This window comes from Roseobacter sp. HKCCD5988, assembly GCF_037830355.1.
In the GTDB taxonomy this organism is placed as follows: domain Bacteria; phylum Pseudomonadota; class Alphaproteobacteria; order Rhodobacterales; family Rhodobacteraceae; genus M30B80.
This window is the reverse complement of record NZ_JBBLYJ010000001.1, coordinates 793681-811282: the sequence shown is the minus strand read 5'-3', so window position 1 is coordinate 811282 and position 17602 is coordinate 793681. Positions and strand designations below refer to the sequence as shown.

Genomic DNA, 17602 nt, shown 5'->3' with positions numbered 1-17602 from the left:
CCGCGAGACAAGAGGACAGCCTATGCAAACCCGCAATAAGATGATGGATGACATCAGCCAATTGATGACCAACGCCATGGGTGTGGCCCAAGGCGCACGCGAGGAAGCGGAAAATGCGATGAAATCGCTGATGGATCGCTGGCTTGCGGATCGCGACTTTGTCACCCGCGAGGAATTTGATGCCGTGCGCGCAATGGCCCAAAAAGCGCGCGAAGAAAATGAGGCGCTGTCTGCGCGACTAAAGGCATTAGAAAAGAAAAAGAAATAAGCGCGGTCACAGCGCAGTTGAACAAGGGCGGGTTTGGCCAGACCAAACCCGCCCTATCTTTATGCACAGCCCCCAATTTCTTGTGGACAGGATTAGGAAAACCGCAATTTCTGGGTGCGTCATCAAAATATTGCTTTACAGGTGAAGAAAGTAACCGCACCATATTTGGTATGGGGCCGCGCAAATCAGCCGACCCTTAGTGGAGTCACCCAGCCTTAGTGGGCAAATTGGGATTGAACCCAACGCCCGCGACAGGCTGCCAAGAATGAGGCCTAGGGCAATGTCACTTTCCGAGCAGTATATGGATGTCGAAGACCTCCATCCCATAGATATCGTTGAAACACTTGCCACACGGCATGAATGGGATTTCGACCGTGTTGCCGATGATCAAATCGCAATGGCCCTTGAAGGTCAGTGGCGCACCTATTCGGTGACGCTGGCATGGTCGAGCTATGACGAAACGCTGCGGATGATCTGCACCTTCGACATGGATCCACCCGTCGAATCTATGGGCAAGCTTTACGAGACATTGAACCTTGCCAATGACAAATGCTGGGCGGGCGCGTTCAGCTTCTGGGCCGAGCAAAAGATGATGGTCTATCGCTACGGCTTGGTTCTCGCAGGGGATCAACTGGCAAGCCCTGAGCAGATTGCCTGCATGGTTGAAACCGCCATTTTGGCAAGCGAACGCTATTACCCCGCCTTCCAATTGGCCTGTTGGGGCAGCCAATCACCGAGCGAAGCAATCCAAGTGGCCATTGCCGAAGGGTTCGGTCGCGCCTAACCTGTTGCAAACCGCAACAGGGGATGAGTGATGACGTATGACGATATTGCCGCGCGCGGCATGGTGATTTTCGGCTGTGGGAAAATGGGCTCTGCAATGTTGGCAGGGTGGCTTGCACGAGGAATACCATCTGCCTGCGTGACCGTAATTGACCCGCACCCCTCTGATTGGCTCAAGGCTGCGGGGGTAAATGTTAACACGCCCCTGCCCGCAAATGCCGCTGTGGCCATTATCGCGGTAAAACCGCAGATGATGGGCGAAGCTTTACCCAATCTTGCGGCGCATATGGGCCGTGAGACATTGGTGATCTCTGTGGCGGCAGGCACACCAATCGCCAGATTTGAAGCCGAATTTGGCGCATCCACCAAAATTATCCGCGCCATGCCCAACACCCCCGCCGCAATCGGGCGAGGGATCACCGCGCTTATTGGCAACGGGCAATGCAGCCAAGCCGATCTTGCGCTTGGCGAAACCCTGTTATCTGCCGTCGGTCAGGTGTTGCGTCTTGAAACGGAAGATCAGATTGACGCTGTGACAGGCGTCTCGGGCTCTGGCCCTGCCTATGTCTTCTATATGATTGACTGTCTCGCTGCTGCCGCGCGCGCCGAAGGCCTGCCTGACGCGATGGCGATGGAATTGGCAAAGGCCACAGTCGCGGGCGCAGGGGCCTTAGCCCGAGAGGCCAGCGAAAGCCCAGAACAATTGCGCATCAACGTGACATCGCCCAATGGCACCACGCAGGCGGGACTAGAGGTTTTGATGGATGAGGCAAGCGGCCTCGCCCCCCTCATCCGCGAAACAGTCAAGGCTGCGGCGGCGCGATCTCGCGCGCTGAAAGGATAAGCCTGATGGAAACCGATTTTGAAACATTCCTGAAGGTCGACATTCGCGTGGGGCGCGTCACCCGCGCCGAACCCTTTCCCGAGGCCCGCAAACCTGCAATCAAGTTATGGGTGGATTATGGGCCAGAGATTGGGGTCAAAAAAAGCTCGGCCCAAATCACCGCGCATTATGCGCCCGAGGCATTGGTGGGCAAGCTTGTTATGGGCGTGGTGAATTTCCCACCCCGCCAGATCGGCCCCTTCATGTCCGAGGCGCTTGTGCTTGGATTTCATGATGCGGGCGGGGATGTGGTTTTGGCCGTGCCCGACAAAGATGCGCCCCTTGGAGCGCGACTATGTTGACGGGCTATCGCCGACCGCTTCGCGCCAGTGACGGCGGCACAAGCTGACATAGGTTTCATTGCCGCCGATTTGCACCTGCTCTCCCGATTTGGCAACGCTGCCATCAGGGGATTTTCGCACCACCATCGTGGCTTTGCGCCCGCAATGGCAAATCGTTCTGATCTCACGCAGATCATCCGCCAAGGCCAAAAGCGCGGCGGAGCCTTCGAATAATTCACCGCGGAAATCAACGCGAAGGCCGTAGGTCATCACGGGCAGCCCCAAATCATCAGCCACGCGCGCCAATTCCCAGACCTGTGCCTTAGTGAGGAACTGCGCTTCATCCAGAAAGACGCAATCAATCGGCTGCGCTCTGTGCGCTGTCTCGATAAGCGCGAACAAGTCCGTATCAGGGGCAAAGGTTACGGCCTCTTTCGACAGCCCAATGCGGCTTGCAATACGGCCTTGGCCTGCGCGCGTATCGTGATGCGCCGTCAGCAGAAATGGGGTCTGGCCGCGTTCGCTATAATTATGAGCTGCTTGCAAAAGCAAGGTCGACTTGCCCGCATTCATAGTCGAAAAATTGAAATATAGCTTGGCCATGGCGCGCCCTGTTGTTCTTTTGTCGCCATATGCCAATAGATGCGCCCACCTTGCAAGCGCGCCCTCTCACACGAAGTTCAAAACCCGTGATCTAAAAACAGGCTATACCCAAGCCCAGTTTTGCAACAGGAGCACCCGCCGCGCAGTCATAAAGTCAAGCTTAGCACTGCCGCTCGTCACACAGCCTCTGCTTGCTCAGGCAGTCTTCCAACGTGATAGCGTGGCTTTGCCGGGATATGATCCTGTGGCCTATTTCACCAATGGCGCCGCCACCAAAGGTGCGGCAGACTTCGCCGCGCACTGGGACAACGCAACATGGCATTTTGCATCAGCAGCCAACCGCGCGCAATTCTTGAACAGCCCCGAAGCCTTTGCCCCGCAATATGGGGGCTATTGCGCTTGGGCCGTATCGCAAGGCTACACGGCCCCGATTGACCCTGGTGCATGGCGCATCGTTGACGGGAAATTATACCTCAACGCCAACCGGCGCATTCAACGCCGCTGGGAACAGGATGTCGCGGGACATATTGCCCGCGCAGACGCCAATTGGCCAAACCTCCGCGCGGGCTTGTAATTGGGGCTTTACCCCTGCAGCGAACGCACCGCCAATTCACCCTCACGTGCGGCTTTCATAGCCAAGGCTGCCGCATGACTGCCTGCAAGCGTGGTGTAATAGGGGATCTTGTCATAGAGCGCGACTGTGCGCATCGAGCGGCTGTCTTCCACCGCTTGCGCGCCTTCGGTCGTGTTCAAGACCAGATCAACCATCCCGTCCTTCATCATATCGACAATCGTGCGCCCACCTTCATAGGCCTTGTTGACCACATCAGATGAAATCCCGTGATCGGCCAAGAATTTCGCCGTGCCTGAGGTGGCCAAAATCTTGAGGCCCAAATCGGTCAAGGTTTGCGCAGTTTCCACCAAGAGCGGCGATTTATCCGCATCTTTGATCGACAAGAACACTGTGCCTGCCGTTGGCAAAACAGTTCCCACGCCAAGCTGCGCCTTGAGGAAGGCACGCGCAAAGCTGCGATCCCACCCCATCACCTCGCCCGTTGACCGCATTTCTGGCCCAAGCAGCGTATCCACGCCAGGGAAACGGGCAAAGGGCAGCACCGCTTCCTTGACCGAGAACCACGGCGTGCGGAAATCTGACAGGCTCATCGGGTCGCCCATCGGGATAGACGCGTTGTCATCCACAGGTTGATGAGGCGCGGCCTTGGGGAAAACCGAAAGTTTCTCTCCCGCCATCAAGCGCGCTGCGATAGAGGCAATTGCGCTATCCGTGGCCTTGGCCACAAAGGGTACAGTGCGCGAAGCGCGTGGATTGACCTCAATCAAATAGATATCATCGCCTTTAACCGCGAATTGAACATTCATCAAACCAACCACATTGAGCGCGCGCGCCAGTGCCTCGGTCTGGCGGGTGATCTCTGCGATAATCGCATCGCTAAGCGTATGAGGCGGCAAGGAACAGGCGCTATCGCCTGAATGCACGCCCGCCTCCTCAATATGCTGCATAATGCCCGCGACATGAACCGCGTCACCATCGCACAGCGCATCCACATCAACCTCGGTCGCGCCATCAAGATAGCTGTCAAGAAGCACAGGGCTGTCGCCAGACACCACCACAGCCTCTGCGATATAGCGGTTAAGCTGTGCTGTGTCGCGCACGATCTCCATTGCGCGACCACCCAGAACGTAAGAGGGGCGGATCACCAAAGGATACCCCAAGTCCTCAGCCGCGGCTTTTGCTTCCTCGTCAGAATGGGCAATCGCATTTTCGGGCTGCTTAAGCTCAAGCTTTTGAACAAGCTGCTGGAACCGCTCGCGATCCTCCGCCAAATCAATCGCATCGGGCGATGTGCCAAGGATTGGGATACCTGCCTCATGCAACGCGTTGGCCAATTTCAGCGGGGTCTGACCGCCAAATTGCACGATAACCCCATGCAATGTACCTGCGTCCTGCTCCACGCGCAGAATTTCCATCACATGCTCGTAGGTGAGAGGCTCGAAATACAGGCGGTCGGATGTATCATAATCTGTTGAAACCGTCTCTGGGTTGCAGTTGATCATGATGGTTTCATAGCCTTGCGCCGTCAGCGCAAAACACGCGTGGCAGCAGCAATAATCAAATTCGATCCCCTGCCCAATGCGGTTTGGCCCGCCGCCCAAAATCACAACTTTTTTCGCATCCGAGGGACGCGCTTCGCATTCCACATCGCCCATCGCAGGGGCCTCATAGGTGGAATACATATAGGGGGTCTGCGCCTCAAACTCGGCCGCGCAGGTGTCGATCCGCTTAAATGCGGCAACGATCCCTGCACTGGTGCGATCAGCCCGCACAGAGGCCTCGCTGCGGCCCGTCAGTGTCGCCAAACGCGCATCGGTGAAGCCCATCATCTTGATCTTGCGCAAGGCATCCGCCTCGCGCGGCAGGCCATTAGTGCGAATATCCTCCTCGACATCCACGATCTCGCGAATGCGGGCCAAGAACCATGGATCAAATTTGGTGACATGACCGATCTCGTCATTGGTCAGACCATGGCGCATGGCCTGGGCGATCACGCGCAGACGATCAGGCGTCTGCCGGCTGAGCGCCTTCGTGATGGTGGCCTTATCAGGCGCGCCCGCAATCTCGATCTCGTCAAAGCCAGACAGACCCGTCTCAAGGCTGGCCAAGGCTTTTTGCACACTCTCATGGAAGCTGCGGCCAATGGCCATTGCCTCGCCCACGGATTTCATCGCCGTGGTCAATTCGGGCTTAGAGCCGGGGAATTTCTCAAAAGCAAAGCGTGGAATCTTGGTGACAACATAATCGATGCTTGGCTCAAAGCTGGCAGGGGTGACACGGGTGATGTCATTGTCCAACTCATCCAATGTGTAACCTACGGCCAATTTAGCCGCGATTTTCGCAATCGGGAACCCCGTGGCCTTAGAGGCAAGCGCCGATGAACGCGACACGCGCGGGTTCATCTCGATCACCACCATCCGCCCATCGGCAGGGTTAATCGCCCACTGAACGTTGGAGCCGCCCGTCTCAACGCCAATCTCGCGCAACACAGCAATCGAGCCGTTGCGCATGATCTGGTATTCTTTATCGGTCAGGGTCAGCGCGGGCGCGACTGTGATACTGTCGCCCGTATGCACACCCATCGGATCTACGTTTTCGATGGAACAGACGATGATCGCGTTATCCGCTTTGTCGCGGACGACCTCCATCTCGTATTCTTTCCAACCAAGCAGCGATTCATCGACCAAAATCTGCGCCACGGGCGAGGCCTCAAGCCCAGAGCGGCAGTAATACTCATATTCTTCGCGGTTATACGCCACACCGCCGCCTGTGCCGCCCAAGGTAAAGGCGGGGCGAATGATGGCGGGCAGACCGATGTCTTCCAAGGCCTCTATCGCATCGCGCAGACCTGCGGCGATGTCGAATTTGCCGTTCTCTTTTTTCGGCGCTGCAACGATCGTGGCGCGCGGGTTTTCAAGGCCAATACGTTCCATCGCCTCGCGGAACAGCTTGCGGTCTTCGGCCATTTCAATCGCAGGGCGCTTTGCCCCAATCATCTCGACCCCGAATTTCTCCAACACACCCGCTTCTTCAAGTGAGAGAGCGGTGTTCAGACCCGTCTGGCCGCCCATGGTGGGCAACAGCGCATCGGGGCGCTCTTTCTCGATGATCTTTGCGACAACATCGGGGGTGATCGGCTCGATATAAGTGGCATCGGCCAGTTCTGGATCGGTCATAATGGTCGCGGGGTTAGAATTGACCAGAATAACGCGATACCCTTCTTCGCGTAGGGCCTTACAGGCTTGTGCGCCCGAATAGTCAAATTCGCAGGCTTGCCCAATGACGATTGGCCCCGCGCCGATGATCATGATGGAGCGGATATCGGTTCTTTTGGGCATCGGAAAACCTCGGTATTGGCTGCGGGCCTACAAACGGCGAAACATCAGGGTGCGACCGCGCACGCAAAGGCGCGCTTCGAGAGCGGTGCAAATTGATGGCGTTATAGTCAAGCGAGAGCGCGGCGCAAGGGCAGAAGCGCGGCAAAATTTCCTACACCCTTCCCAAGAGGCAGGATCACGCCGCGCCGGTCACTCGATTAACATGGCCCATCTTACGGCCTGCACGGGTTTCAGCCTTACCATATAGGTGGATTTGAACGCCTTTTGTCTCGGCCATTTCCGCCGCGCGCGCCACATCATCACCGATGAGATTCTCCATCTCAACATTTGCGTGACGGCTGCCATCCCCCAAGGGCCAACCAGTGATGGCGCGGATGTGCTGCTCGAACTGATCGACTGCGCAGCCTGCTTGCGTCCAATGGCCAGAGTTATGCACCCGTGGTGCAATCTCATTGACGACCAAGCCCTCAGGCGTGACGAACAGCTCGACCCCCATTACGCCCACATAATCCAAAGCCGTGACAATTTTTGAGGCCAGCAAAACCGCATCTGCGCGCAGCATGGCAGGCAAGTCAGCAGGGACAGTGGTGGTTGCAAGAATGCCATCGCGGTGGATGTTTTCACCTGGATCATAGGCCGAGACACGGCCATCGCGCCCGCGCGCAATGATCACCGAAACCTCTCGGCTAAACTTTACAAAGCCCTCGGCAATTGCAGGCGCCCCATTGAGGCTAGCATAAGCGGCATCCGCCTCGGACGCGGCCATAACCCGCGCTTGCCCCTTGCCGTCATACCCAAAACAGCGGGTCTTGAGGATCGCGGGACAGCCCGTTTTTTCAAGGGCCTGCGCCACGCCGTCGGCCGCATCAATCGCACAATAAGGCGCTGTTTTCAGACCAAGACTGTTGAGAAAATCCTTCTCTACCAAGCGATCCTGAGACACTTCAAGCGCAGTGCGCGCAGGAAAGAGCGGGCGCGTATCTTCGAGCAGGGCCAAGGCCGCGCTTGGGATATTTTCAAATTCAAAGGTCAACACATCGCAAGACAGCGCAAAGGCCTTGAGCGCTTCATGATCATCATATCCCGCTTGCGTCACGGATATTGCAACATCACCCGCAGGGGCCTGTGCGCTTGGTTCGAAAATCCGAACTTTATATCCAAGGCGTGCTGCGGCCATAGCAAGCATGCGCCCCAATTGACCGCCCCCCAAAATACCAATCACGCTGCCATTGGGCAGAACCTCATGCGTCATCTTGAGGTTCCTCAGGGATCGAAGCGGAGAGATCAGCGCGCCATTGATCCAGACGCGCGGCAAGATCTGCGTCATGCACGGCCAAAATGGCCGCCGCCATCAGCCCAGCATTGGCCGCCCCCGCAGCGCCAATCGCCATGGTCGCGACAGGAAATCCGCGCGGCATTTGCAAAATCGAATAAAGCGAATCAACCCCAGACAAGGCCTTGGTTTGCACGGGCACGCCGATGACGGGCACCCGCGTCTTTGACGCCATCATACCCGGCAAATGCGCGGCCCCACCTGCGCCTGCGATAATCACCTTCAAGCCACGGCTTGCGGCGGTTTTACCATAGTCCCACAGCCGATCAGGTGTGCGATGCGCAGAAACGATTTTCGTTTCGTAAGAAACGCCCAACGCGTCAAGCATTTCGGCGGCTTCGCGCATGGTGGGCCAATCAGACTGGCTGCCCATGATGATGCCAATTTCGATATCCGCCATGGGGAGGATCCTTTGCAATAAGCCTTGTGAGAGGGGCGCACTATAGCGAGATCAAACCGCTATGCAATGATGTCAGGGGTGAGTTCATCCTCAATGCGGGTGATCGCATCTTTGAGGGACAGCTTCTGCTTTTTCAGACGGCGCAGCGTCAATTGATCAGGGCTTGGCCGTGTCTCAAGGGCGGCAATCGCCTCGTCCAAATCCCGATGCTCGCGCTTAAGCACCTCCAAGCGGATGCGCAGCACGTCTTCGTGGCTCATTTCGGTCGGGGCGTTCATGGGGCGCTTATGTCTTTCTGAATCTGGGGTGGTGCCGCACCATACTGTGACATTGCACTCCACGCAAAGGAAATGGCGCGCCTGCGTAATCCAGATGCAAACAGGGCTTGCAGGGGGACTGGGCAGGCCCCATATTTACCTCAGATCCAGTTGCCGAATTACGGGGCTGGCGCTTGCACAGATCGCTTATCAAAGGATGTGCCTTATGACGAAACTAACCCTAGGGACGCACCCGTTTCTGTTGGGCTTTGATCAACTCGAACGTTTGGTCGAACGCACTGTGAAATCTGGGAATGATGGTTACCCCCCCTATAATATCGAACAACGCGGCGACACGGCTTATCGCATCACTTTAGCGGTGGCAGGCTTTGCCGAAACAGATCTCTCAATCACAGAAGAAGATCGCCAATTGGTGATCCGTGGCCGCCAATCAGATGAGGATGCGGAGCGCATCTTTTTACATCGTGGGATTGCGGCGCGGCAATTTCAGCGCAGCTTTGTCTTGGCCGATGGGGTCGAGGTGACAGGCGCCACTATGGAGCATGGGCTGTTGCATATCGACCTGCATCGCCTGCAGCCCGATAGCGTTGTGCGCAAGATTGAGATTTCAAATTCTGGTGCAGCCTCAAAAGCGCTGCAAACGAAAGGGGGAAGATAATGACCAATCCCGAACACCCAAAGAGCAAGTCCGAGCGGCCTATCGTTTATATCCGCCCCGTTGATGTGGCGAGCCTCCCTTCGGAGATCCGCGCCCAAGCGGGTGCGCGCGAACAGCTTTACGCAATTGGAACCGAGGAAGGTACGCAATTGGCCCTCGTCAAAGATCGCGCCTTGGCCTTCGTTGTGGCGCGCCAAAATGATCTGACACCTGTAAGCGTCCATTAACACGCAACGGTTTCATTTATCCCAAATGAAAAAAGGCCCGCGTGACGCGGGCCTTTCTTTTGTCCAAAGCCACAGGGCCTTGGGGGCATGATTACATCATGCCGCCCATGCCGCCCATGCCGCCCATGTCAGGCATTGCAGGTGCGTCATCTTTCTTTGGCTTGTCGGCCACCATTGCTTCGGTGGTGATCAAGAGGCCTGCAACAGAAGCTGCATCCTCAAGCGCAGTGCGCACCACTTTCGCAGGGTCGATCACGCCGAATTTGAACATGTCGCCATATTCTTCGGTCTGAGCGTTGAAGCCAAACTTGACGTCTTTGGATTCGCGGATTTTGCCCGCAACAACCGCACCGTCAACGCCTGCGTTTTCCGCAATCTGGCGCAGTGGCGCTTCAAGCGCACGGCGCACGATGGCGATACCTGCGTCTTGATCCGCGTTTTCACCAGACAGGCCGTCCAGAGCTTTTGCACCTTGAACGAGGGCAACACCGCCGCCCACAACGATGCCTTCTTGAACGGCAGCGCGGGTTGCGTTCAACGCGTCATCCACGCGGTCTTTGCGCTCTTTCACTTCGACTTCGCTCATGCCGCCGACTTTGATAACCGCAACACCGCCTGCCAATTTGGCAACGCGCTCTTGCAGTTTTTCTTTGTCGTAATCGGAAGAGGTTTCTTCGATCTGCTGACGGATCTGCGAAACGCGTGCTTCGATTTCGGCCTTATCGCCTGCGCCGTCAACGATGGTGGTGTCGTCTTTCTTGATCATCACCTTCTTCGCGGAGCCGAGCATATCAAGCGTAACGCTTTCCAGCTTCATGCCAAGATCTTCGGAGATCACCTGACCACCGGTCAAAATGGCGATATCCTGAAGCATCGCTTTGCGGCGATCGCCAAAACCAGGTGCTTTCACCGCAGCGATTTTCAGACCGCCACGCAGCTTGTTGACCACGAGGGTCGCCAAGGCTTCGCCTTCTACATCTTCAGCGATGATCAGAAGGGGCTTCTGAGACTGGATCACAGACTCGAGCAGTGGAACCATTGGCTGCAAGGAAGACAATTTCTTCTCATGCAACAGGATCAAGCAGTCGTCCAACTCTGCAACCATTTTGTCAGGGTTGGTGACGAAGTAAGGCGAAAGGTAACCGCGGTCGAACTGCATGCCCTCTACGACCTCAACATCGGTCTCAAGGCCTTTGTTCTCTTCAACAGTGATCACGCCGTCATTGCCGACTTTCTGCATCGCGTCTGCGATCATGCGGCCGATTTGCGCTTCGCCATTTGCCGAGATCGTGCCGACCTGCGCAACCTCATCAGAATCTGCAACAGGGCGTGCAGATGCTTTGATGCTGTCGATGACTTTCGTCACTGCGCGATCGATGCCGCGCTTCAGATCCATTGGGTTCATGCCCGCCGCAACCGACTTCATGCCTTCGCGCACGATGGCTTGGGCCAGAACAGTTGCAGTGGTGGTGCCGTCACCCGCTTCGTCATTGGTGCGCGATGCCACTTCTTTGACCATCTGCGCGCCCATGTTTTCGAACTTATCTTCCAGTTCGATTTCCTTCGCCACGGAAACACCATCTTTGGTGATGCGTGGTGCACCGAAGGATTTTTCAAGAACCACATTGCGGCCTTTTGGGCCGAGGGTCACCTTTACCGCATTGGCAAGGATGTTGACGCCTTTGAGCATACGGTCGCGGGCATCGGTATTGAATTTGACTTCCTTGGCAGCCATTTCAGGGCTCCTCCTTGGATGAAATCAGGTTAAAAATTCGATCAGGAACGGTCTCAGGCGATGATGCCGAGAATGTCCGATTCCTTCATGATCAGCAGTTCTTCGCCATCAACCGTGACTTCGGTGCCGGACCATTTGCCGAACAAGACGCGGTCGCCAGCTTTGACGCTCATTGCGATCAGCTCGCCCGAGTCCTTGCGTGCGCCTTCGCCAACGGAGACGATTTCGCCCTCTGCGGGTTTCTCTTTTGCGCTATCGGGGATGATCAGACCGCCTTTGGTCGTTTCGTCGCTCTCTACGCGGCGAACCAGCACGCGGTCATGCAGTGGTTTCAATGCCATCTGTCGAACACTCCTTAAGGTTCGTATGTTTCACTGTATTAGCACTCAGTCTATGCGAGTGCTAACGATAGGCAGATAGGCAGGGGATGCGGAGGTGTCAACGGGCCGCAGGCGGAAAATTTCGAAAAAATTTCCCGGGCAGACGAACCCTGCCGAAATTACGGAAATTAAAGCCAAAGCCGCGACAAATTCCCGCCTTTGCCCCCCGTGACATGGCCAAAGCCCTGCCCTATAAGGCGCGCGAGTTTTCACAAAAAATAGATGGATAATGACATGAGCACCTTGGTCTTTGGCCACAAATCGCCAGACACAGATTCCACTGGCTCCCCGATTTTGTGGGCATGGTATCTTAATGAGGTGAAGGGCGTAGAGGCAGAAGCCGTTCTTTTGAGTGAGCCAAACACCGAAGCCACCTTTGTTTTGCAGAAATGGGATTTGCCAAAACCGCGTCTTATTGACGATGTTGCAGAAGGTCAGGCGTGCGTTGTGGTCGACACCAACAACCCTGCAGAACTGCCTGCCTCAATCAACGCTGCCGATGTTCAGGCCATCATTGACCACCACAAACTGGTGGGCGGGCTTGAGACGAAAGGGCCGATTGATATCACCATCCGCCCCTTGGCCTGCACAGCGACCTTGATGATTGACCTGATGGGTGATGATGCGGCGAAAATGCCAAATTGGGCGAAAGGTGCTGCCTTGTCCTGCATCCTGTCTGATACGTTGGAATTCCGCTCCCCGACCACAACCGATCATGATCGCGCCGTAGCCGAAGGCCTCGCTGCTGATCTGGGCGTGTCTATCCCCGATTATGCTGCTGAAATGTTTGCGGCGAAATCTGATGTCTCGCGCTTTTCTGATGCAGAGTTGCTGCGCATGGACAGCAAAACCTACGAGGTGGGGGGCAAGACCTTCCGTGTCTCCGTTCTGGAGACAACTGCGCCCGCAACGGTTTTGTCCCGCAAAGCAAGCCTGATGGACAGCATGATCACAGTCGCCATAGAGGATGGCGCCGATCAGGTTTTGTTATTTGTCATCGATATTTTGCGCGAAGAAGCGACGCTTTTGGTGCCAAACGATCTGGTGCGCCAAGTGGCCGAGAAGAGTTTTTCCACTGTTGTGGGCGATGCCGATCAGGTCGTGCTGCCAGGGATTGTGAGCCGCAAAAAGCAGATCATCCCGAACCTCGCGCTTTAATCAGATGAAAGTTTGATGAAAGGGCGGCCTGAGGGCCGCCCTTTTCCTTTTATCCCATCGCAGGGCGCGGTAAGAGAGGCGCGAAGAGCCTCAAAGAGAAAGCCCGCCCCATGAGCCATAGCGCAAACGCCCCCGCAACCATCTCTCACCTCTCCGAGATTTCCGAACGCTATGACGCGCTTTTTTGCGACCTTTGGGGCTGCGTGCATAATGGCATCGCCCCTTTTCCTGACGCGATTGCGGCGCTGCAGGCCTTTCGCACCAAAGGGGGTGTTGTGGTTTTGGTCACCAATGCCCCACGTGCCCATGTCGAGATTGCCAAGCAGTTGGATGCAATGGGGGTTCCCCGCGATGCGTGGGACATGATTGCAACCTCTGGCGACAGCGCACGGGCGGCGATGCTAACGGGGGCAGTTGGCGAGAAGGTCTATTTCATTGGCGAGCCGCGCGATGACACATTTTTCGCCCCGATGAAACTGATTGAAAACCCTGTAACCCTGACCAAGGTCGATGTGGCCGAAGCCGAAGGGATTGTTTGCACGGGCCCGTTTGATCCCCATGCCGAACCTGATGTGCTGCGCCCGCAATTGCTTTTGGCGAAAACACGCGGGCTCAAGCTTCTCTGCGCAAACCCTGACATCGTGGTGGACCGTGGAGAAAGCCGCGAATATTGCGCTGGCGCAGTGGCGAAACTTTACACCGAGATGGGCGGCGAGAGCCTTTATTTCGGGAAGCCCCACCCCCCCATCTATGATCTGGCACGGCGGCGCTTGGTGCAAAATTGCCATGATATCAGTGACGAACGAATCTTGGCCATTGGAGATGGCATCTTTACCGATGTGCAGGGCGGGATTGGCGAAGGCATTGATACGCTGTTTATCACAGGCGGTTTGGCCCGCGAAGAAACAGCAACAACCGATCAGCCAAATCCAGAAAAACTTGCTCAATATCTGAAAGATAGCGGTCAAAACCCAACATTTAGCATTGGGTTCTTACGCTAATTGGGCAAATTATCGCGCAACAAAATTACAACATTTGCGCTCATGATTTAATTTAATTGTTGCTGCATTGCAGAAATTTGCTATGGTGAGTTCCAAGCGAAGGGCATTTCTCTTGGAGACTGGAATGTTGGACACGAGTCATAACCTCCCCCGTGGGACGATCTGCATCGAAGATATCGAATTGGGGATGACGCGGCATTTGACCAAAACTGTCAGCGACCGCGATATTGAGCTTTTCGCCGAGGTTTCAACCGACCGAAACCCCGTTCATCTTGACGATGATTACGCCCGTGACACGATTTTTGAGGGGCGCATCGCCCATGGGATGCTAACCGCAGGGCTTATTTCAGCCGTTATTGGCGAACAACTGCCGGGGCATGGCACTGTTTACTTGGGTCAAACGCTGAAATTCATGGCACCCGTGCGCCCTGGTGATCAAGTGCGGGCCGAGGTGGAAGTGACCGCGATAGACCACGCAAAGCGCCGTGTGACCCTTGAGACGCGCTGCCTGATTGATGGCAAACCTGTCCTCAAAGGCGAGGCAGTCGTCCTCGCCCCGTCACGGAAATTTGATTAACCTCGCAGCGGCGCAGGATTTTTACCGACCCGATGCTTGCCCTAGATCGCGGGCTTGGATATTCGGGCAGTATGCGTATCGTTCGTGACCATCAATTTGTCCGACCCGAAAACCGTGGCGCCTCTGTGGCCATTGGGAATTTTGATGGCGTGCATCTAGGTCACGCGCATTGCATCGACCTTGCCCGCGGTCATGAGGCCCCTTTAGGGGTTTTGACCTTCGAGCCGCATCCGCGCGAATTCTTTAACCCTGACGCCCCGCCATTTCGGCTGATGAATGCCGAAGCCCGCGCCAATCGCCTTGAGAAAATGGGGGTGGAGATCCTCTATGAGCTGCCTTTCAATCGCACCCTTTCCGCACTTGATGCAGAAGATTTCATCCGCGAAGTGGTGGTTGAGGGGCTGGGTCTGAAGCATCTGGTCGTGGGTGCGGATTTCTTTTTTGGCAAAGGTCGCAAAGGCACAACCGATATGCTGCGCGCCTTCGGGGCGCGTTATGGGTTTGATGTGACTGTGGTCGATCTGCTGAATTCGGCCGGTGTGGCCGTGTCATCCACCGCTATCCGAGACGCTCTCAGGTCGGGTGATCCGCGCCAAGCCCGCGACATGCTTGGCCACTGGCACCGGATCGAAGGCCCCGTGATCCATGGCGAGAAACGGGGGCGCACATTGGGCTACCCCACCGCCAATATGTCATTGGATGGTCTGCACGTTCCCAAACTTGGTGTTTACGCAGTTTTGGTTGAATTGCGCAGCGGGCCATATGCGGGCCAGTATCACGGCGTGGCCAGTCTTGGCGTGCGGCCCATGTTCAATGGGCAAGAGCCAAATCTCGAAACCTTCATCTTTGATTTTTCAGGCGATATTTACGGCATGGATATGTCTGTCGGTCTGGTCGAGTTTCTGCGTGGTGAAGAGAAATTCGACAGCCTTGAGGCCTTGATCGCCCAAATGGATCGCGACAGCCAGATGGCGCGCGAGATCCTCGCTGCGTTATGACCAAGAAAGCCCCCTTTTGGAAACGCAAATCCTTGGCCGATATGACGGCACAAGAATGGGAAAGCCTCTGTGATGGGTGCGGGAAATGTTGTCTCAACAAGCTAGAAGATGCCGGTACGGGCGAGGTGGCCCTGACACGGGTTGCCTGCCGCCTTTTCGATGATGCAACCTGCCGATGCGGACAATATGAAATTAGAAAGACACTTGTGCCCGAGTGTATCCAATTGACCCCTGAGGGCATGAAGGATGTCGCCTATTTCATGCCTGAAACCTGCGCCTATAGATTGCTGCATGAGGGCAAGGATTTGTATTGGTGGCACCCTTTGGTGTCAGGGGATCCTGAAACTGTGCACCAAGCGGGGATTTCCGCGCGCGGGATCACGGTTGCCGAATTCGACATTCCAGAAGAAGACTGGGAAGATTACATTATCGAGGAGCCAGGATTATGAACTTTGCCTCCGACAATACAGGCCCCGCCCATCCAGATGTGATTGCGGCCATTACAGCGGCCAATGAGGGCTATGCCATGCCCTATGGTGCAGATGACGCCATGGCACGCGTGCGCCAATCCATCCGCGACCTGTTCGAGGCCCCAGAGGCGGCGGTTTATCTCGTCAGCACGGGCACAGCCGCCAATGCCTTGGCCTTGTCGGTGATGGTGCAGCCGTGGCAGTCGATCTTCTGCCATCGCATCGCCCATATCGAAGAAGATGAATGCGGCGCGCCCGAATTCTATGCCAATGGCGCGAAACTGGCCTTGGTCGAAGGCGAAGGGGGCAAGATGACCCCTGATGGCTTGGCGCAGACCATTGCACATACGGGCGACAAAGGTGTGCATGGCATGCAGCGCGGCCCTGTGAGCCTAACCAATATCACCGAAGTCGGCACCGCCTATAGCCTAAGCGAGATCAAGGCGCTCAGTGATGTTGCAAAATCCTATGACCTGCCCGTTCATCTTGATGGCGCGCGTTTTGCCAATGCCTGCGCGGCCCTTGGCTGCCGCCCTGCCGATATGACATGGAAGGCAGGTGTGGATGCAGTCAGTTTTGGCGGCACAAAGAACGGCTGCATGGGTGTTGAGGCCGTGATCCTGTTCGACCCGAAAAAGGCGTGGGAATTTGAATTGCGCCGCAAGCGTGGCGCACATCTATGGTCAAAGCACCGCTTTCTCTCTGCACAGATGGAGGCCTATACGCTCGATGATCTCTGGCTGCGATTGGCGCAATCCGCCAATGCGCGCATGGCAGAATTGCGCGCAGGTTTGGCGCAGATCGAGGGGGTGCATATCGCGCATGAGCCTGCGGGCAATATGCTGTTCGCGCATCTTCCCCGTGCAGCCCATAAACGCGCCTTTGCAGCGGGGGCGCAATATTACCTCTTTCCCTTCAACGCCACGCTTGAGGGGCCAGAGGATGAGTTGATCCTCTGTCGCCTCGTCACCGATTGGTCATGCTCACAGAGCAAGGTCCAAGCTCTATTGGACTGCTTTAGGGCGGGCTAAAGATTGCCCTCTAAATGGAGCGCAAGATCGTCTAGGCGGTCTTGCCCCCAGAAATGCGTGACCCCATCCACCACATAGAAGGGCGCGCCAAAAACACCTGCCTCAACCGCGGCTTCGAGATTGGCAGCATATTCTTCGGCCCCTGATAACAGCCCGCGATCTGCCAAGCTGGGGTCAAAGCCTGCAGCCGTCAGAGCAGCGCGGATCACATCATCCTCTGCAATGTTCTTTTCCTCGCGCCACACCGCGCGCGTGACCCCGTGAACCAGTTCGGCCAAATCCCCGCCACCTTCGTTTTGGGCCGCAATAATGGCATAAGATGAAGGCGCAGAATTGGTTGGGAAAAATGCAGGCTTCAGCGTCAGGGCAAGCCCCGTCTTCTTAGACTGGCGCTGTAGTTCTTGCAGGCGATAGGCCTGCCGTGCGGGGTGGCGTTCGGCGGGTGGTGTGCCTCCCGTGCGCGCAAAAAGGGCTATAATATCCAAAGGTCGATACCGAATGGTCGCCCCATGTGCAGCGGCAATCTCCTCAAGTCGCTTTCCCGCGAGATAGGTGTAGGGAGAGATGGTCGAGAAATAATAATCAATATGCGACATTTCGCGGATCCTTTTTGGCTTTGCGTCACG

Annotated in this window: 21 protein-coding genes; 13 read left to right on the top strand and 8 right to left on the bottom strand. The window is 56.1% G+C overall.

Annotation, left to right across the window (positions count from 1 at the left end):
* Nucleotides 1–22 precede the first annotated feature (22 nt).
* The 4 genes from AAC636_RS04060 (at nucleotide 23) to AAC636_RS04045 (ending at nucleotide 2236) form a co-directional block, all read left to right on the top strand.
* Complete coding sequence (locus AAC636_RS04060) at nucleotides 23–268, top strand: accessory factor UbiK family protein (protein ID WP_340261563.1); 246 nt, start codon at nucleotides 23–25, stop codon at nucleotides 266–268.
* A gap of 280 nt (nucleotides 269–548) precedes the next feature.
* A complete protein-coding gene (locus tag AAC636_RS04055) occupies nucleotides 549–1052 on the top strand; it encodes a type III secretion system chaperone family protein (RefSeq protein ID WP_340300489.1) in 504 nt (167 codons plus the stop codon).
* A gap of 30 nt (nucleotides 1053–1082) precedes the next feature.
* On the top strand, nucleotides 1083–1895 hold the full coding sequence (proC, locus tag AAC636_RS04050) for a pyrroline-5-carboxylate reductase (protein ID WP_340300488.1): 813 nt from the start codon (nucleotides 1083–1085) through the stop codon (nucleotides 1893–1895).
* A 5-nt stretch (nucleotides 1896–1900) separates the two neighbouring features.
* Entirely contained in the window at nucleotides 1901–2236 is a 336-nt protein-coding gene (locus AAC636_RS04045; RefSeq protein WP_340243381.1) for a tRNA-binding protein, read from the top strand.
* On the opposite strand, the gene AAC636_RS04040 is transcribed toward AAC636_RS04045, so the two are convergent.
* Nucleotides 2228–2818: a thymidine kinase gene (locus AAC636_RS04040; RefSeq protein WP_340297552.1), complete on the bottom strand. Its 591-nt coding sequence runs from the start codon at nucleotides 2816–2818 to the stop codon at nucleotides 2228–2230. The two genes, AAC636_RS04045 and AAC636_RS04040, sit on opposite strands and share 9 nt — an antisense overlap.
* A 220-nt stretch (nucleotides 2819–3038) precedes the next feature.
* Here AAC636_RS04040 and AAC636_RS04035 point away from each other — a divergent pair, with 220 nt between their 5' ends.
* Nucleotides 3039–3392: a YHS domain-containing (seleno)protein gene (locus AAC636_RS04035; RefSeq protein WP_340300487.1), complete on the top strand. Its 354-nt coding sequence runs from the start codon at nucleotides 3039–3041 to the stop codon at nucleotides 3390–3392.
* 8 nt (nucleotides 3393–3400) lie between these two features.
* Here the strand turns inward: AAC636_RS04035 and carB are convergent, their stop codons facing one another.
* The 4 genes from carB to AAC636_RS04015 form a co-directional block, all read right to left on the bottom strand.
* Nucleotides 3401–6730, bottom strand: coding sequence for a carbamoyl-phosphate synthase large subunit (gene carB, locus AAC636_RS04030; RefSeq protein ID WP_340300486.1), 3330 nt, complete (start codon nucleotides 6728–6730; stop codon nucleotides 3401–3403).
* Nucleotides 6731–6905: 175 nt separating this feature from the next.
* The gene (locus tag AAC636_RS04025; RefSeq protein WP_340261572.1) at nucleotides 6906–7982 is read right to left on the bottom strand and encodes a 5-(carboxyamino)imidazole ribonucleotide synthase; all 1077 of its coding nucleotides are present in this window, start codon (nucleotides 7980–7982) and stop codon (nucleotides 6906–6908) included.
* Nucleotides 7972–8463, bottom strand: a complete 492-nt coding sequence (gene purE, locus AAC636_RS04020) for a 5-(carboxyamino)imidazole ribonucleotide mutase (protein ID WP_340297561.1) — start codon at nucleotides 8461–8463, stop codon at nucleotides 7972–7974. Before purE ends, AAC636_RS04025 begins: the two co-directional genes overlap by 11 nt.
* A 59-nt stretch (nucleotides 8464–8522) precedes the next feature.
* The gene (locus AAC636_RS04015) at nucleotides 8523–8741 is read right to left on the bottom strand and encodes a YdcH family protein (protein ID WP_317656269.1); all 219 of its coding nucleotides are present in this window, start codon (nucleotides 8739–8741) and stop codon (nucleotides 8523–8525) included.
* Between the two features lie 205 nt (nucleotides 8742–8946).
* On the opposite strand from AAC636_RS04015, the gene AAC636_RS04010 reads away from it, so the two are divergent.
* Both AAC636_RS04010 and AAC636_RS04005 read left to right on the top strand, forming a co-directional pair.
* Nucleotides 8947–9399, top strand: a complete 453-nt coding sequence (locus AAC636_RS04010; RefSeq protein ID WP_340297563.1) for an Hsp20 family protein — start codon at nucleotides 8947–8949, stop codon at nucleotides 9397–9399.
* Nucleotides 9399–9626: a DUF1150 family protein gene (locus AAC636_RS04005; RefSeq protein ID WP_317656272.1), complete on the top strand. Its 228-nt coding sequence runs from the start codon at nucleotides 9399–9401 to the stop codon at nucleotides 9624–9626. Before AAC636_RS04010 ends, AAC636_RS04005 begins: the two co-directional genes overlap by 1 nt.
* 91 nt (nucleotides 9627–9717) lie before the next feature.
* Here the strand turns inward: AAC636_RS04005 and groL are convergent, their stop codons facing one another.
* Entirely contained in the window at nucleotides 9718–11361 is a 1644-nt protein-coding gene (gene groL, locus AAC636_RS04000) for a chaperonin GroEL (protein ID WP_340300485.1), read from the bottom strand.
* Nucleotides 11362–11414: 53 nt separating this feature from the next.
* Nucleotides 11415–11702, bottom strand: a complete 288-nt coding sequence (locus AAC636_RS03995; protein WP_340297569.1) for a co-chaperone GroES — start codon at nucleotides 11700–11702, stop codon at nucleotides 11415–11417.
* 273 nt (nucleotides 11703–11975) lie between these two features.
* Between AAC636_RS03995 and AAC636_RS03990 the strand changes: the two genes are divergently transcribed.
* The 6 genes from AAC636_RS03990 to AAC636_RS03965 all read left to right on the top strand — a co-directional run bounded on the left by AAC636_RS03990 (nucleotide 11976) and on the right by AAC636_RS03965 (nucleotide 16976).
* Nucleotides 11976–12899, top strand: coding sequence for a manganese-dependent inorganic pyrophosphatase (locus tag AAC636_RS03990; RefSeq protein WP_340300484.1), 924 nt, complete (start codon nucleotides 11976–11978; stop codon nucleotides 12897–12899).
* Nucleotides 12900–13009: 110 nt separating this feature from the next.
* Nucleotides 13010–13900 (top strand): TIGR01459 family HAD-type hydrolase, encoded by an 891-nt coding sequence (locus tag AAC636_RS03985; RefSeq protein WP_340297574.1) that lies wholly within the window; start codon nucleotides 13010–13012, stop codon nucleotides 13898–13900.
* A 124-nt stretch (nucleotides 13901–14024) separates the two neighbouring features.
* Nucleotides 14025–14477 (top strand): MaoC family dehydratase, encoded by a 453-nt coding sequence (locus AAC636_RS03980; RefSeq protein ID WP_317656279.1) that lies wholly within the window; start codon nucleotides 14025–14027, stop codon nucleotides 14475–14477.
* 71 nt (nucleotides 14478–14548) lie between these two features.
* A complete protein-coding gene (locus AAC636_RS03975) occupies nucleotides 14549–15475 on the top strand; it encodes a bifunctional riboflavin kinase/FAD synthetase (RefSeq protein ID WP_340301084.1) in 927 nt (308 codons plus the stop codon).
* Nucleotides 15472–15924, top strand: coding sequence for a YcgN family cysteine cluster protein (locus AAC636_RS03970; RefSeq protein WP_340300483.1), 453 nt, complete (start codon nucleotides 15472–15474; stop codon nucleotides 15922–15924). The genes AAC636_RS03975 and AAC636_RS03970 overlap by 4 nt, the downstream gene beginning before the upstream one ends.
* Complete coding sequence (locus AAC636_RS03965) at nucleotides 15921–16976, top strand: threonine aldolase family protein (protein ID WP_340300482.1); 1056 nt, start codon at nucleotides 15921–15923, stop codon at nucleotides 16974–16976. Before AAC636_RS03970 ends, AAC636_RS03965 begins: the two co-directional genes overlap by 4 nt.
* On the opposite strand, the gene AAC636_RS03960 is transcribed toward AAC636_RS03965, so the two are convergent.
* Nucleotides 16973–17572: a 2-hydroxychromene-2-carboxylate isomerase gene (locus AAC636_RS03960; RefSeq protein WP_340300481.1), complete on the bottom strand. Its 600-nt coding sequence runs from the start codon at nucleotides 17570–17572 to the stop codon at nucleotides 16973–16975. The two genes, AAC636_RS03965 and AAC636_RS03960, sit on opposite strands and share 4 nt — an antisense overlap.
* Nucleotides 17573–17602 lie beyond the last annotated feature (30 nt).

Bases quoted from the DNA above. Each gene is read 5' to 3' on its own strand.
- AAC636_RS03975 (WP_340301084.1), top strand. From the start codon at position 14,549: ATGCGTATCGTTCGTGACCATCAATTTGTCCGACCCGAAAACCGTGGC.
- AAC636_RS03970 (WP_340300483.1), top strand. From the start codon at position 15,472: ATGACCAAGAAAGCCCCCTTTTGGAAACGCAAATCCTTGGCCGATATG.
- carB (WP_340300486.1), bottom strand. From the start codon at position 6,730: ATGCCCAAAAGAACCGATATCCGCTCCATCATGATCATCGGCGCGGGG.
- AAC636_RS03965 (WP_340300482.1), top strand. From the start codon at position 15,921: ATGAACTTTGCCTCCGACAATACAGGCCCCGCCCATCCAGATGTGATT.
- AAC636_RS03990 (WP_340300484.1), top strand. From the start codon at position 11,976: ATGAGCACCTTGGTCTTTGGCCACAAATCGCCAGACACAGATTCCACT.
- AAC636_RS03995 (WP_340297569.1), bottom strand. From the start codon at position 11,702: ATGGCATTGAAACCACTGCATGACCGCGTGCTGGTTCGCCGCGTAGAG.
- AAC636_RS04010 (WP_340297563.1), top strand. From the start codon at position 8,947: ATGACGAAACTAACCCTAGGGACGCACCCGTTTCTGTTGGGCTTTGAT.
- AAC636_RS04025 (WP_340261572.1), bottom strand. From the start codon at position 7,982: ATGACGCATGAGGTTCTGCCCAATGGCAGCGTGATTGGTATTTTGGGG.
- proC (WP_340300488.1), top strand. From the start codon at position 1,083: ATGACGTATGACGATATTGCCGCGCGCGGCATGGTGATTTTCGGCTGT.
- purE (WP_340297561.1), bottom strand. From the start codon at position 8,463: ATGGCGGATATCGAAATTGGCATCATCATGGGCAGCCAGTCTGATTGG.
- AAC636_RS04015 (WP_317656269.1), bottom strand. From the start codon at position 8,741: ATGAACGCCCCGACCGAAATGAGCCACGAAGACGTGCTGCGCATCCGC.
- AAC636_RS04005 (WP_317656272.1), top strand. From the start codon at position 9,399: ATGACCAATCCCGAACACCCAAAGAGCAAGTCCGAGCGGCCTATCGTT.
- AAC636_RS04045 (WP_340243381.1), top strand. From the start codon at position 1,901: ATGGAAACCGATTTTGAAACATTCCTGAAGGTCGACATTCGCGTGGGG.
- groL (WP_340300485.1), bottom strand. From the start codon at position 11,361: ATGGCTGCCAAGGAAGTCAAATTCAATACCGATGCCCGCGACCGTATG.
- AAC636_RS03985 (WP_340297574.1), top strand. From the start codon at position 13,010: ATGAGCCATAGCGCAAACGCCCCCGCAACCATCTCTCACCTCTCCGAG.
- AAC636_RS03980 (WP_317656279.1), top strand. From the start codon at position 14,025: ATGTTGGACACGAGTCATAACCTCCCCCGTGGGACGATCTGCATCGAA.
- AAC636_RS03960 (WP_340300481.1), bottom strand. From the start codon at position 17,572: ATGTCGCATATTGATTATTATTTCTCGACCATCTCTCCCTACACCTAT.
- AAC636_RS04060 (WP_340261563.1), top strand. From the start codon at position 23: ATGCAAACCCGCAATAAGATGATGGATGACATCAGCCAATTGATGACC.
- AAC636_RS04055 (WP_340300489.1), top strand. From the start codon at position 549: ATGTCACTTTCCGAGCAGTATATGGATGTCGAAGACCTCCATCCCATA.
- AAC636_RS04040 (WP_340297552.1), bottom strand. From the start codon at position 2,818: ATGGCCAAGCTATATTTCAATTTTTCGACTATGAATGCGGGCAAGTCG.